Annotated in this window: 11 protein-coding genes and 2 pseudogenes; 7 read left to right on the top strand and 6 right to left on the bottom strand. The window is 67.8% G+C overall.

Annotation, left to right across the window (positions count from 1 at the left end; translation table 11 throughout):
• Positions 1–4: 4 nt before the first annotated feature.
• Positions 5–1480, bottom strand: a complete 1476-nt coding sequence (locus OG994_RS25705; RefSeq protein ID WP_328851233.1) for a helix-turn-helix domain-containing protein — start codon at positions 1478–1480, stop codon at positions 5–7.
• A 366-nt stretch (positions 1481–1846) separates the two neighbouring features.
• On the opposite strand from OG994_RS25705, the gene OG994_RS25710 reads away from it, so the two are divergent.
• From OG994_RS25710 to OG994_RS25725, 4 genes are read left to right on the top strand one after another with little or no spacing between them, the layout of a single operon-like run.
• On the top strand, positions 1847–3256 hold the full coding sequence (locus tag OG994_RS25710; RefSeq protein ID WP_328851234.1) for an APC family permease: 1410 nt from the start codon (positions 1847–1849) through the stop codon (positions 3254–3256).
• Entirely contained in the window at positions 3253–4266 is a 1014-nt protein-coding gene (locus OG994_RS25715) for an acetamidase/formamidase family protein (RefSeq protein WP_328851235.1), read from the top strand. Before OG994_RS25710 ends, OG994_RS25715 begins: the two co-directional genes overlap by 4 nt.
• A 12-nt stretch (positions 4267–4278) precedes the next feature.
• A complete protein-coding gene (locus OG994_RS25720) occupies positions 4279–4953 on the top strand; it encodes a GOLPH3/VPS74 family protein (RefSeq protein ID WP_328851236.1) in 675 nt (224 codons plus the stop codon).
• A 26-nt stretch (positions 4954–4979) separates the two neighbouring features.
• Entirely contained in the window at positions 4980–5627 is a 648-nt protein-coding gene (locus tag OG994_RS25725; RefSeq protein ID WP_328851237.1) for an N-acetyltransferase, read from the top strand.
• Here the strand turns inward: OG994_RS25725 and OG994_RS31630 are convergent.
• Together OG994_RS31630 and OG994_RS25730 are read right to left on the bottom strand one after the other, a co-directional pair.
• Positions 5593–5733 (bottom strand): annotated as a pseudogene (locus OG994_RS31630) (MBL fold metallo-hydrolase); the annotation flags it as partial. The gene OG994_RS25725 and the pseudogene OG994_RS31630 overlap by 35 nt on opposite strands.
• Before the next feature lie 86 nt (positions 5734–5819).
• A pseudogene (locus OG994_RS25730) lies at positions 5820–7339 on the bottom strand (NF041680 family putative transposase).
• A gap of 122 nt (positions 7340–7461) precedes the next feature.
• Here OG994_RS25730 and OG994_RS25735 point away from each other — a divergent pair.
• Positions 7462–8271, top strand: a complete 810-nt coding sequence (locus OG994_RS25735) for an IS5 family transposase (protein ID WP_328851238.1) — start codon at positions 7462–7464, stop codon at positions 8269–8271.
• Positions 8268–8390 carry a hypothetical protein gene (locus OG994_RS25740; RefSeq protein ID WP_328851239.1) on the top strand — a complete coding sequence of 41 codons (123 nt, stop codon included), beginning with the start codon at positions 8268–8270 and terminating at the stop codon, positions 8388–8390. Before OG994_RS25735 ends, OG994_RS25740 begins: the two co-directional genes overlap by 4 nt.
• A gap of 23 nt (positions 8391–8413) precedes the next feature.
• Here OG994_RS25740 and OG994_RS25745 read toward each other — a convergent pair whose 3' ends face one another.
• The 3 genes from OG994_RS25745 to OG994_RS25755 all read right to left on the bottom strand — a co-directional run bounded on the left by OG994_RS25745 (position 8414) and on the right by OG994_RS25755 (position 10588).
• Entirely contained in the window at positions 8414–8716 is a 303-nt protein-coding gene (locus tag OG994_RS25745; protein WP_328851240.1) for a DUF302 domain-containing protein, read from the bottom strand.
• Positions 8717–8947: 231 nt separating this feature from the next.
• Positions 8948–10114 carry an ISAs1 family transposase gene (locus tag OG994_RS25750; RefSeq protein ID WP_328851241.1) on the bottom strand — a complete coding sequence of 389 codons (1167 nt, stop codon included), beginning with the start codon at positions 10112–10114 and terminating at the stop codon, positions 8948–8950.
• A 120-nt stretch (positions 10115–10234) separates the two neighbouring features.
• Entirely contained in the window at positions 10235–10588 is a 354-nt protein-coding gene (locus OG994_RS25755) for a hypothetical protein (protein ID WP_328851242.1), read from the bottom strand.
• Between the two features lie 124 nt (positions 10589–10712).
• On the opposite strand from OG994_RS25755, the gene OG994_RS25760 reads away from it, so the two are divergent.
• Positions 10713–13403 (top strand): zinc-ribbon domain-containing protein, encoded by a 2691-nt coding sequence (locus OG994_RS25760; protein ID WP_328851243.1) that lies wholly within the window; start codon positions 10713–10715, stop codon positions 13401–13403.
• Positions 13404–13780 lie beyond the last annotated feature (377 nt).

Raw genomic sequence — 13780 nt, forward strand, 5'->3', positions numbered from 1 at the left:
GTTGTCAGGGGAGTTGACGGGCGGCGCCGGTGGCGCAGAAGTCGGTGATCGCTGCTTGGATGCGGCGGGCCTCTGTGCTCGCGCGCAACGACGGGGTGCTGGCGATGGTGCGGCCGAGGTCGCGCAGGCGATGGACGAGCGGATCGAGTCGCTGTTCGGGCGGCAGGGTGAGAACGGGAGAGAGCATCGAGATGGCGCCATCGAGGCTGTTGGCGTTGAGGTGCGCCGAGGCGGCCCAGATACGAATTTGGGCGAGCGTGCCGTAAGCGACTGAGGGATCCGCCGCCGCTTCCGCGAGAGCGTGATCCGCGTGTTCGATGGCGCTGGCGGCCTCACCGATGCGTAGCAGCACCGCTCCGGCGTAGTTGTGCTGGCGCACGACACCGCAGGCGAGTAGCCCGCCCACCGAGTCGTTGCCGGCGTTCTGGCGGGCTTCCTCAGCCCGGCGCAGCGCCTGTCTAGCAGGTTCGGCGGCGCCGATCTCCGCCCATGCGTCCGCTTCCTGGCATGCGAGCATGACCGCTGCGGTTCCTTCGACGGCGTGGCTGAAGCCGCGTGCGGCGGCGTTGGCAGCCTCATCGAAGCGCCGCTCCCACAAGTGGATCTTGCTGATGGTGGACAGGACCCAGGCCCGGAGTGTGTTGTCGCGGACCATCTCGGCGCACATCCACGCCGTGCGCGCCTGGGATTCCGCTGCGGCGGGGTGCCCGAGGTCGCCGGCCATCCAGCCAAGCAGCGCGCAGAGATATCCAGCCCAGGTGTAAAGCTCCCGCGCTTGATCGAGGTTCTGGCGACCGGTTTGTAGTAGCTGGAACACGCGATCGGCGAGTAGCCCTGCCCGGGCGTAGACCACCACTGGTGGCTCTGTCAGGTAGTCGAGGGCGATCCTGCGGGTAGAGGCAGCGATATCGTCTAGGGTGAATGGTCCGACGTTGGAGGCTTGCGCCCAGGCGCCAAAGCTCGCTGTGCGTTCCGCCACGGTTATCACCAACTCCGTCTCGTCCAGCAGTGCTCCGAGATCCCACCGCAGCGGTTCTGTCATGTTGTTGCTAGGCGGGACTGGCTGGGCTGCTGTTGGTCTATTAGACAGAGAGCTCGTATTGGCGCTGCCGAGAATCCTGCGGTCGGACTCGGGCATCGCGGCCAGGTCGTCTAGGTCGACGAGGCAGTTGGGCTCGGTCCCGAAGAGCTGGGCCAGCGCGTTCAAGGCAGCCAAGGTTGGACGCCGGCCGCCGAAGGGCCACCGCTCGTAGTCACTGATCCGCGCCCCCGTGAACGATGCTGAACCGTTCCCGCTGTTGTTCAGCCGCTCCGCTACCGCCTCCTGTGTCCACCCGTGGGCCTGTCGGAAGGCATCTCGAGGCCGCAGTCCGAACCTTCGCTGTAGCTCACCAGCGATGGCTGCCGGAGTTGCGCCGAAGCCAGCCAGCGTCTGGCGCACGTGATCGCGCTGGGCCTTGGTGCCCGTTGTCCTTGCCATCGCGGTCACCCCCTACGTGTGGCCCTCCGTCGCACGGTAACGCCCCTGTCGTCGGAACCGGTACGGATGGCGGCGAGACGGCCGGTGCCGCAGTGGGTAGTTTCCGGCCAAACGATCAACGTATATGCAGGCCACCGCCGATGTGTGGGTGGGGGAAATTCTCGCCACCGCTGGGAATCCATTGGCATAGATGCCCTTGTCATGCTTCCTCCACCGGATCACTTCCGGTCCGGAAGTAGTCACCGATGGATGCATCGGTGACCGCGGAAGCAGTGCCAAATTTTGCTGCCGTCGACTCCTCCGCGTGGACCGCGGCAGCCGGCCATCGCGTTCATGCCGACACTCTCACCCTCGTGAGGAGTTCTGATGACGACCCCAGACGACTTGATCCGGTACGGCTACCGGCAGGAGCTGGCCCGCAGGCTGCGGTTCCGGGACCTGTTGGCGTACGGGCTGGTGTACATGGTGCCGATCGCGCCGATGGCGATCTTCGGCAGCGTGTACGCGGGCTCCGGGGGCATGGTCGCCCTGGCCTACGCGATCGGTGTCGTGGCGCTGGTGTTCACGGCGTTCTCGTACGCGCAGATGGTCCGGGCTTTCCCCATGTCGGGCAGCGTCTACAACTACGCGGGCCGGGGCATCAGCCCGCCCGTCGGGTTCCTGGCGGGCTGGGTGATCCTCCTCGATTACGTCCTCGTACCCGGGCTGCTGTATCTGGTGGCGTCGGTGGCGATGCACGCGACCGTGCCCGCCGTGCCGGTGTGGCTGTGGCTGCTCGGGTTCGTCGCGGTCAACACCATCGTGAACTCGGTCGGCATCCGGATGACTGCGGCGGTCACTCGGGTGATGCTGGTCGGCGAGCTGATCGTCCTGGCGGTTTTCCTCGCCGTCGCCGGCCGGGCGATCGCTTCGGGGAAGGGCCGGTTCAGTTGGGAGGCGTTCTACAACTCGGACACGTTCACGTGGTCGGTGGTGGCGGGCGCGGTATCGATCGCCGTGCTGTCCTTCTTGGGCTTCGACGGGATCAGCATGCTGGCCGAGGAGGCCAAGGGCGGTTCCCGGCAGATCGGCCGAGCGATGGCGGCTGTCCTCGTCGTGGCGGGGGTGTTGTTCATCGGGCAGACGTGGCTGGCCGCGATGCTCGTCCCCAACCCCGGCTCGCTGCTCGCCGATGGTGACGCGAACGGCACCGCCTTCTACGACGCCGCCCAGGTGGCCGGCGGGAGCTGGCTGGCGACCTTGTGCGCGGTGGCGACCGCGGTCGCGTGGGGGTTGCCGAACTCGATGGTCGCGCAGGTCGCCACGTCCCGGCTGTTGTATGCGATGGCCCGTGACCGGCAGCTGCCCGCGTTCCTGGCGAAGGTGTCGGTTCGCCGTAGCGTGCCGATCAACGCGACCCTGCTCACCGGCGCCGTGTCCCTCGCCCTGGGCCTGTACATGGCGACCCGGGCGGACGGGATCACGTTGTTGTCGTCGCTGATCAACTTCGGGGCGATGGTCGCCTTCCTGGTCCTGCACGTCTCCGTCGTCGTGCACCACCTCATCCGCAGCCGTAGCCGCAACTGGTGGGCGCACCTGGTCATGCCAGCGGTCGGCTTCGCGATCTTGGCCTATGTGGTGGTCAACGCGAACATCGCCGCCCAGCGCTTGGGCCTGGCCTGGCTGGCCCTCGGCGTGATCGTGCTCGCCGGCCTGTACGCCACGGGTCGCCGGCCGGTCCTGTCGGGGCTCGCGCCGGTGCAGCCGCTGCAGCGGCGTGACGTGGAGAGGGTGTGACCGGCATGGAGAAGATCACCTACCGTCCGGCGCGGGACGAGTTCGCCTACACCTTCGGCGGACGCATGCCGGTCGCCCACCTTCGCTCCGGTGATGTGCTTGAGGTGTTCACGGAGGATTGTTTCGGCGGGCTTGTGCGGGGGCCGGGGGATCTGCCGTCGCAGGTGTGCGGCATGCCCTACCTCAACCCCGTGTCCGGGCCGTTCTTCGTCGAGGACGCCGAGCCCGGCGACACCCTCGCCATCCACCTCGCCTCGATCACGCCCGCCCGGGACTGGGGTGTGTCGTCGACGTTTCCGCACTTCGGGGCCCTCACGTCGACCTCCCACACGGCGACGTTGCAGCCGCCGTTGGAGGAGCGGGTGTGGGTGTACGGCATCGACCGGCAGGCCGGGATCGTGCGGTTCCAGGCCACCGAGACCGACCACACCGCAGAGCTGCCGCTGGAGGCGATGATTGGGACGATCGGGGTCGCCCCCGGTGGGATGGAGGCCCGCTCCACGATCGTCCCCGACACGCACGGCGGGAACCTCGACACCCCACAACTTCGCGCCGGTACCACCCTGTACCTCGGGGTGAGGGTGCATGGGGCGATGCTGGCCCTCGGCGATGGCCACGCCCGTCAGGGCAACGGCGAGGCCTGCGGCGTCGGCGTGGAGATCGCCACCACCACAACCCTCGCGCTTGAGGTGATCAAGGGTGTGCCGACGGTGTGGCCGCGCCTGGAAACCGACACGGCGATCATGTCGATCGGCTGCGCCCGCCCGCTGGAGGACGCCTACCGCATCGCCCACCACGACATGGTCGGCTGGGTCGCGTCCCTGACCGGCCTGGAGGCGCTGGACGCCTATCAGTTGGTGTCGCAGGCGGGGCGGGCGCCGATCGGCAACGTCTGCGACCCCAACTACACCGTCCTCGCCGCGGTCGACAAGGCCCTGCTGCCCTCTCCGGAAGCCGCGTACGGCGGCGTGCATGGCCGCCTGCGGCACCTCGCCCGCCGGGTTGCTTAGGGGAGTGGCGCAATGAGCGTTCCTCGACTGCCGCTGCGCGATGAGCTGTTCCTGCTCGGCCACGACGACGACACCGGCCAACTACACATCCACCGACAATCCCTGGCCATTGGGCTGGCCGGCGCGGTCCTGATCGACCTGTTCCTCGCCGGCCGGATCCTCCTCGACCCGACCGACGACCGCCCGGCCGGGGAACGCTGGCTGCGCCTGCACACCGACCAACCGGTCGGCGACCTGATCGCCGACACCGCCCTCGCCGCCATCCGCCACCGGCGCACCGCACCACCAGTGAAGGCATTCCTGCGCGCCTTCTCCGCGGACCTGTACGAGCGCACCCGCGCCGGGCTCGTCGCCGCTGGCATCCTCCGCCAGCACACCAGACGTCGCCTCGGCGGGCTCGCCCGCGCCGATACCTACCTGCCCACCGACACCAAATGGCCGGTCGTCACCCGGGCCCGCCTGCGCTACCTCGCACACGGCCGCGAGCAACCCGACCACCACACCGCAGCCCTCGCCGGACTCGTCGCCACCCTCGGCCTCACCGAACACCTCTACCTCGACGACGACACCACCACCCTCACCGAACGACTCACCGCGATCGCCGGCCAGCACCACCGGACGGTGCGCCACACCATCGCCGCCGTCGACGCCGCCGTCGGTGACCTCGCCACCGCCGCCTACCGCTAACCCACCCAATACGGACGCCAACCGCCATGGACACCACCGCTCGTATACGTGCCGCCCGCTGGGCGGACAAGAACCCCGTCGCCGCGCTCATCGCCGACGCCCTCCACCCGACCCCACTCGCCGCCTGGCTGATACCCGATCCACCACGGCGCCGCCAAGTCCTCACCGACGTCGTCGCGATCTGGGTGGAACACGCCATGTTCTTCGGCGACATCCACCTCACCGACGACCTCACCGCCGTCACCGTCGGCTTTCACCGCTACCGGCCCATCCCACCACCAGCGCAGTACCGCATCCGGCTCACCGACGCCGCCGCCGGCCACACCGGCCGATTCGACCTGCTGGACAGCCTGCTGACCCTGAAACAGCCCACCGAACCGCACTACCACCTAGCGTTCCTCGCCGTCCGCCCCGACAACCAGAACACCGGGCTGGCGACCGCGATGCTCACCCACCACCGCAGCCGCCTCGACCGCATCGACCTACCCGCCTGGACCGTCACCCCTCCAGCCGGGCAAAGTCTGCTCGGCCGCCACGGCTACACACCCCGACCAGCGATCACCCTGCCCGACGGCCCAACCCTGCTACCGATGCGCCGCAACGCCCACCACGACAGCAACGCCCAAGCCGGGCCTGTGCCCCTCTCAGGAAGTCGGCGTGGAAGTGGGTGTTGATCACCCCTTCGATGGTCAGGCCGTGCTCGCGGGCGTCGGTCAGGTATTCGTCGATTTCCCGACGTGGGTCGACGAGGATCGCCCGCCCGGTGCTCTCGTCAGCGATGAGCTACGACGCCTGGGACAGGCACCGACGCGACTGCGCAGGGGTGCGGGAAGATCTCGCGCCCCTGCTGCGCCTCAGCTTGATCTTTAACCTTCCCGTTCCTTGTGGGCGGTGATGCTCGGGGCGCGTTTGACGGTCTTCCCCACGTCGTGGCGGGGTGCTGGTCTGCGGTTGGTGGAGCCGGGCGGCCGTCCTGGACCGGGTCTGCCGGGTTTGGGGACACCGGCTGGCAGGGCGCTGGTCGCACGTATGTTGCGAAACCCTCGGCGAACGCGGGCGGAGGTGAGCCGCTCGGGTGGTGCGGGGCGTTCCCAGGGGCGGCGTAGATCAGCGGCCAGGGGCCGGGCCAGGCGTAGCTGGGTGTAGGCGGCGATGATCAGCCAGGTCCAGCGGTCAGCGGCTTCGGTGGTGCGGATCTTCGGCCGGGTCCATCCCAGGGTCTGTTTGAACAGGCGGAAGGTGTGTTCGAGGTCGAAGCGGCGCAGGAACGTCTGCCACCAGCGGTCGACATCGGCGGCGGTGGCGCCGATGGCGGAGCACCACAGCCAGACCGGTTTGGGGTCGCGCTCGCCGGGCAGGTGTTCGACCTGTAGCCGGATCAGGGTGCCGGCGATGATCGGCAGGTCCCCGTCGTGGTCGATCCAGCAGGTGCGGCGGGTCAGCCTGGGGTGCAGCTGGTCCCAGCTGTCGGCTTGTGCGGTTCCGTAGCGGCTGGTCGGGGTGAGCGTGGTGTGCTGCGGCGTAGGCCAGGTGGCCGGGTCGTTGCAGGCGAACTCGGGGCCGTGTTTGCGGGGCCGGCCAATGGCGCCCGGCTGCCTGGCCGGCTTGGGAAACCGGAGGACCCGGTCTGAGCGGATCCGGCCGACCAGGAGCACAGGCAGGTCGGACAGCACCCAGGCCAGCCGGGCGGTGTCGTAGCCGGTGTCGCAGACGATCAGGATGTCGGGGTCGCCGGGCCGCCAGTGCCCGACGCGGATCAGCCGGTCGATCAGCTGGCGGAGCTGGTCGGCGGTGACTGCGGTGGCGTCGTCGGCCGGGCCCAGCCGCACCGCGTCGAGCACCTGTGTCCACGACGTGCGACCTGGTTCCAAGGCGGCGACGAACGAGTACGGCCAGCCGGGGATCATCTGCGCTTGGCCCTTCCCGCGCCCGTAGGTGTGGCAGAACAACCGGCCTGGGCTGGTGACCGCGTCCGGGCGCAGCCAGTTGCTGACGTCAACGGCCAGCATGATCCGCCCGTCCGTGGCGCGGGGCAGCACCAGCCCTGCGAGGGCAACCGCAGCCGGGCAACATCGATCCAGCCGGCGCTCAACGCGTCGTACAGGGCGCCGTGACCACGGCGGTGCTCGGCGGCCAACGACAGGTCCACCAGGCTGGTCACCGGCCCACCCGAACACAGCAGCGCGTCGGTGAGCTCGAACAACGCGTCCGCCCGACGTGGCAGACACCGGTAGAAGTCCCGACGAAACCCCGCCAACCTCGCTGCAGGATCCTCCGCCGACCCGACCACCGACATGTCCGGCGTGGGCGTGTCGGGCAACACGACGCTACCCAGGTAGTCCAGAATCGTGGCCACGGCCACCGCCTGTTCTGTTCTTCGTGTCATTGCAGGGAACGCGAAGGATCATCAGACGGTGGCCGGCTTGCGTCTCCACGACACGCCGAGTCCACACAGGACTACCTGTCGACCGAGACGCCCGAGGTTAAAGAACAAGCTCAGAGAGTGTTGTGATACCTGGACGTGATCTTCGTTGGCTGTGTCAGCGAAGATCACGTCTGTGTCGTTGTGTCTGTAAGCCGGCGTATGAGTCGTCGTTGACTGACCGGCAGTGGGCGGTGGTCGAGCCGTTGCTGCCGCAGCGGAACCGGAGTCGGGGCGGTCGGCCGTTGCGGTATCCACGTCGGTTGGTCATCGACACGATCTTGTACGTGCTGCGGACTGGTACGGCGTGGCGGCACGTCCCGCATGACCTCGTGCCGTGGGACGTGGCCTACCGGTGGTTTCGCTGTTGGAGCGCCGACGGGACGTGGGACCGGGTGCATGACCGGCTGCAAGACGCGGTGCGGGTGGCCGAGGGACGTGACCGGCAGCCATCGGCGGCGGTGTTGGACTCGCAGACCGCGCACAGTCACCAGGGCGGCGAGGCGATCGGCTACGACGCCGGCAAACGCACGCGGGGCCGTAAGCGGCATGTCCTGGTCGACACCTGCGGACTGCTGCTCAAGGCGGTGGTGCATTCCGCGTCGATACAAGAGCGTGCCGGAGCCAGGTTGGTCCTCGCGGGGATCACCGAGACGTTCCCGCTGCTGGGCCTGGTCTGGGCCGACGCCGGCTACGTCAACCGCGTCGACGCGGGCCTGCTGGCATGGGCCCGCACGCACGCCGGGATCGACCTGCAGATCGTGGCCCGCAACGCCGACGTGAAAGGCTTCCAGGTACTACCCCGACGCTGGGTGGTAGAACAAACGCCTGGTTGGGACGGTGCAGACGGTTGGCCCGCGACTACGAACGCAAACCCGCGCACGCCGAAGCGATGATCAAAGTCGCAATGATCCGCCTGATGGCCGCCCGCCTCGCCGGCGAGGACATCGAACCGCAAGGCCCCATCGAGACCGAAGCAGCCCGACGCCTCGACGACGAACTCAACCCGAAGTAGCCCTCCAGTTACCCAACACTCTCTCAGGCCGACAGGCCGTCCAGTGCGGCTCGCAGCCGAGCGGCGGCTTCGTCGGCCATCCCCCGCAGCTCGGGCGCGTCGCTTAGCTCCATCATCACCTGTGGATCCATGGCCTGCACCACCGTGCTGTGCGGCCCCTCGGTGCGGACCACCACGTTGCATGGCAGGAGTAGGCCGATCGTCCGGTCCGCCTGCATGGCACGGTGGGCCAGGGGCGGGTTGCAGGCGCCGAGGATGACGTAGTCCTCGATGTCGGCACCCAGCTTCTCACGGAGCGTCGACCGCATGTCGATCTCGGTCAGCACCCCGAAGCCCTGCTCCTTCAGCGCCCGCCCGGACGCGCTCCACGGTCGGGCCGAAGCCGGCGGACAGGCGGACGCTCATTGCGTAGCTCATGCGGATGCCCCTTCAGTTGAGATGCTGCCGGCCCCGAGGGGCGGGCTCTGGCTGTTCGGAGATCCCGCTCAGGCCAGTCCGCGGAGCATCCCGTGCCAGTACATCGCCGGCAGCCCGTACCCAGGGCCCCGGCAAAGTCGTCAGGTGATGCCGAGCAGTGCCAGCGGGCGGGTGCTGTCGCGGGCGTGATGCCGGTTGGCGGCGGCGATGTTGGTGACCCCGCTCAGGCGCAGGGCGCCGATCGCGGCGTTGCGTAAAGCGGCCATGACCTCGGGTCCGGTGCCGGTGCGGATCTGGCTGCGGTCCTCGTCGTAGGTGACGTCGCGGACCCAGTGGACCTTGTTTTCGATCGACCAATGCCCGCGGATCCAGCCGGCCAGTTGTGCCGGTTTCGCCTGGTGGACGCGGAGATCGGTGATGGCGTAGACGGTCTCGGTGGTGAAGCGTTTGGGCTGGTCCAGACGCCGTCTGCGGCGCCGGATCCGGATGGCTTGGACGGCGTGCGGGAAGTCGATGCCGGTGGAGATCGTCAGGATCTTGCAGCTGCGGATCTCGCGGCGGCCGTGTCCGCGGTCGGTGTCGCGTGCGGCGTCCGGGACTGCCCGCCAGGGCAGCGTGGTGAGCTGGGCGTGCAGGTGGGGCTGGTTGCCTTTGACGGTCAGGATCCAGTGCGCGCCGCGCTGGGCGAGGTAGGTGACGTGCTCGCGTTGGCAGTGCAGGGCGTCGGCGGTGATCACGGTGTCGCGCAGGTCGCTGATCTGGTCGAGCAGCGGCGCGAACCGGGTGATCTCGTTGGTCTTGCCGTCGACGTCGATGCTGGCCTGGACCACACCGGTGGCCTGGTCGCAGGCGGTCATCACGTGCCGGGCCGGGGCGCCGGGGGTGCGGGAGCCGCGCAGGGTCTTGCCGTCGACGGCGATCGCCCGGCCGGCTGTCGAGGTGTTGGTGGCCCGGCCGGCTAGCCAGACGCCGATCGCCGCGGTCAGTAGGTGCGGGTCCATGGCCTGCAACAGCCGACGGATCATCGCCTCCGATGGGCGCCGGTCGGCAGCCATGCCCAAGGCAAGAGCCGTTGCCGCCGGCACGTCGGCGACCCATTCGGCGATCGCGGCGTACGAGCGGTAACCGGCGACCACAGCACACACCGCTGCAGTGACCACGACCGTCAGCCGATGCCGGACACCTCGCCTGGCGCGTGGATCAGGCAGACCGGCGAGCGCTTCGGGCAGCCCACCAGCGGTTTCGGCAACGGTCAGAGCCGGTGCGCAGGACAGGGACGAGATCAGCGATGATGGCAGCGCGGGCATGACTCACTTCGGGCGATCAGCATGGCGTAGAGAACCTTGATGATCTTCTGAGCCGGTCATGCCCGTCTTGCTGCCACCACCAACGGCGCTTCTACCCCAAGCCTCACAAATCAGTCACCGTCACGACTTTGCCGGGGCCCTGAGCCCGTACCGCTTGAGCAGCCACATGTCGTAGCGCGGCTTCATCGTGTCGATCAACGGAAAGCTCGGCTTCGGCTTGAGCTCGTAGTCGAATTCGGCGAGCAGCATCCAGTTGTGTGCCGGTGCGCTCTGCGGCGGTACGGCGTGCAGCAGCTCGTAGTCGATCGTCTCCCTGGTGCCGGCGGCGTTGTCAAGGATCACTGCCCGCCGGCGCTCGCCGTCCACCTCGACGAGCTGGGAGTTGTAGCGCACCTTGATGCCGTAACCGGCGGTGATGCGGGTGAGAACCTTGGCCCAGTTCGGCTGGCTGAAGATCGCCGGTGTAGGCAGCACCAGGATGACCTGGATGTTGTCTAGCAGACCCTGCCGGCGCCGCGAGTCGGCCGCCAGGTAGGCGATCTTCTGGCATTAGGTTGGAAATGGCTCAATGTCGCGCCCTGCGGATACTTTGTTCGGCATGGAAGCCACAGGGGTGGGCGAAGCTGCCTTCGCGACCGTTGGTAGCCCGGCCCGGAACATGCGCTTCGAGCGCGGAACTCTGCTGCGTGACGCCTACCCCCGCCTGGTGACGCTGCTCCACCCGACCCGCAATCCCGGCCTGGACCTGAACACGTTGACGGCGGGTAACGGCAGAAAACTGTGGTGGAAGTGCCGCGAGGGCGACGACCACGAATGGCAGGCCGTGGTCTCGAACGTGACCCGCCCTAACAGCCGATGTCCCTTCTGCGTAAATCAGCGCGTATCGGTAACGAACTCCCTCGCGACCCGCTACCCAGATATCGCCGCCGAGTGGCATCCTAACGCGAACGGTACACTCACACCGGCCAAGGTCGTTTTCGGCAGCAACAAGCGAGCCTGGTGGCTGTGCGCCGCCGATTCGCGCCATCAGTGGGAAACCCAGATCTGCTCCCGTACCGTCGACGGCACCCGATGCCCGTACTGCACCAACAAACGCGCATCGCCAACGAACTCGCTCGCCGCCCTCTACCCGCAAGTCGCCGTGCAGTGGCATCCCACGAGGAACGGGTCGCTTACACCCGATGATGTGCCTGCCGGCAGCGCCACGATCGTCTGGTGGATATGTGGTGCGGGGCCCGACCATGAATGGTCGGTGAGGGTTGTCCAGCGTACAACACTCGGCTCCGGATGCCCCTACTGCGCGAACCAGAAAGTGTCCGTCACCAACTCACTCGCCATGCTCTTTCCGGAAGTCGCCGAGCAGTTGGACAAGGACCTCAACGACGGCCTCACTGCCGACCAGGTGATCGCCGGCAGCAACAAGTATCGATGGTGGCGCTGCCCGGCCGGTCCCGATCATATCTGGAGGACCTCGCCAAACAGCCGAACTACCGATGGGACCGGCTGTCCGGCATGCTCAGGCAATCAAGTGTCCGTGACGAACTCCCTAGCCAGTCTGTTCCCAGCGGTCGCTGCCGAATGGCATCCCACAAAGAACGGCGACCGACGGCCGGAAGACGTGACCGCCTACAGCAACAAACCTGCCTGGTGGCAATGCCAGCAAGAACCGGGCCACTACTGGGAGAGCGCTCCAAAAAACCGCACCAGAGGCGGAACTGGCTGCCCGTACTGTGTCAACAAACGCGCCTCCCCGACAAACAACCTCGCCGTCTTGCACCCGGAGATCGCCGCCCAGTTCGACTCCGCTCTCAACGAAGGGCTCACCGCTGACCAGGTCGTGGCCGGCAGCAGCTACCGCGCCGTGTGGCGGTGCGTGAAAGGTCCCGATCATGTATGGACCCTCGCTGTCTCCGCCCGAACAACCCGCGATACCGGCTGCCCCGCTTGTAGCGGCCGGCAATTGTCGGTTACAAACTCACTCGCTACCACCTTCCCCGGCGTCGCGGCGCAGTGGCACCCGACGCGCAACGGGACCTTGACGCCCGAGCAGGTCATCGGGACCAGTTCCACGGTCCGCGCCTGGTGGTTCTGCGATCGAGGACCTGACCACGTCTGGGCAACGCGAGTCCATCAGCGGACCGTCGTCGGAACCGGATGCCCCTGCTGCCGCGGCCTCCAGCTGTCGGTGACGAACTCCCTCGCCGCCCGGTTTCCGGACATCGCCTCGCAGTGGCACCCAACCCGCAACGGCACCCTCACTCCGGACAAGATCGTCGCCGGCAGCCGCACTCTCGTCTGGTGGAAGTGTGATCAAGGCCCAGACCACGAATGGCCAGCCACCATCGACAAACGAACCGGCGCGGAAGCGACAGGCTGCCCCGCCTGTTCCGGCCAACAGGTGTCGGTGACGAACTCCCTCGCCACGCTGTTTCCCGCCGTCGCCCAACAGCTTGACAGCGCCCTCAACGAGGGTTTGACCCCAGACCGGGTCATGGCCGGAAGCGAGCGCAAACTCATGTGGCGATGCCCTGCGGGCCCTGACCACGTGTGGCCGGCGACCGTCTCCAGCAGAACTTATGCCGGCAACGGTTGCCCGTGCTGCGCCGGCCAACGGCTGTCCGTGACGAACTCCCTCGCTGCGCGCTTCCCGGAGATCGCCGCCGAGATGGACCCCGGCCTCAACGACGGCCTGACCGCCGACCAGATCCTCGCCGGTACCCATAAACGGCTCACCTGGCGCTGTCGAAACAACCCTGACCATACGTGGCTTACTTCGGTGGCGAACCGAACCTCCGGTGACACCAACTGTCCGATTTGCGCCGTTACGGGCTACAGCCCGGCCAAGCCGGGCTACATGTATCTGCTGCGCCGTACGTTTGACGGCCGTGAACAACGCAAGATCGGCATCACCAACGTCCCGAAGGACCGCCTGGCGAAGCTCCGCCGATACGGGTGGCAACCACTCGAGGTATCCGCAGCGTTGGACGGCGAACTCGCCCGCGAACGAGAGCAGGCGTTTCTAGCCGTTCTGGTCAGCCTGGGCCTACGCGGAGGCCGCAAGCTCGCCTACTCCGCGCGCGAAGATGGCTATACAGAAACATGGGACTACCATTATCTTCCAATCGACTCTCTGAATGCAGCTTTGGCGGCGAGCTGCAGAATGCCGGCGGCGATCCTGTCCGACAAGCGCGCACTCATTGACGGCCTGGAGATCCTGCCCGCCACCGTCGACAACGTCACGCCAGCAGCGGACCGGACAGAGCTGACCGGACCGGACCGGACATCGTGAGCATGGCTAACTTTGCCGTTCGGGAACCGGTCGCGTCCGCGTCCCGTCGCTGTCTCCTGGCACACCAGGGCGCCCGGTGGCCCCGGGTGCCCCTGGCGGCCAAGCACCTCACCGCCACGATGAGGGCGCCACGGGTCAGGGCCAGCAGCCGGTCGTCGCGGCCTGGCAGCCGGCGCATCGCCGGTTCCGCTCCGTACGACGCCGGTTGAGCGTCGGCCCGCATGAGTCGCCACGCCTCGCCGCCGGAGGTGACGACCGGGATCCCCGCGGCGACGACGCCGGTCGCAACGAGCGCAACGTGCGACAGCCGCATGTCCCCGTCGCCGGGGAAGGTGGTGCCGCAGCACGTCACCGATCATGAACATGGCCACGGCCGT

The organism is Micromonospora globbae, from assembly GCF_036184225.1.
In the GTDB taxonomy this organism is placed as follows: Bacteria; Actinomycetota; Actinomycetes; order Mycobacteriales; family Micromonosporaceae; genus Micromonospora; species Micromonospora globbae.

Bases quoted from the DNA above. Each gene is read 5' to 3' on its own strand.
- OG994_RS25705 (WP_328851233.1), bottom strand. From the start codon at position 1,480: ATGGCAAGGACAACGGGCACCAAGGCCCAGCGCGATCACGTGCGCCAG.
- OG994_RS25710 (WP_328851234.1), top strand. From the start codon at position 1,847: ATGACGACCCCAGACGACTTGATCCGGTACGGCTACCGGCAGGAGCTG.
- OG994_RS25720 (WP_328851236.1), top strand. From the start codon at position 4,279: ATGAGCGTTCCTCGACTGCCGCTGCGCGATGAGCTGTTCCTGCTCGGC.
- OG994_RS25725 (WP_328851237.1), top strand. From the start codon at position 4,980: ATGGACACCACCGCTCGTATACGTGCCGCCCGCTGGGCGGACAAGAAC.
- OG994_RS25740 (WP_328851239.1), top strand. From the start codon at position 8,268: ATGATCAAAGTCGCAATGATCCGCCTGATGGCCGCCCGCCTCGCCGGC.
- OG994_RS25750 (WP_328851241.1), bottom strand. From the start codon at position 10,114: ATGCCCGCGCTGCCATCATCGCTGATCTCGTCCCTGTCCTGCGCACCG.
- OG994_RS25760 (WP_328851243.1), top strand. From the start codon at position 10,713: ATGGAAGCCACAGGGGTGGGCGAAGCTGCCTTCGCGACCGTTGGTAGC.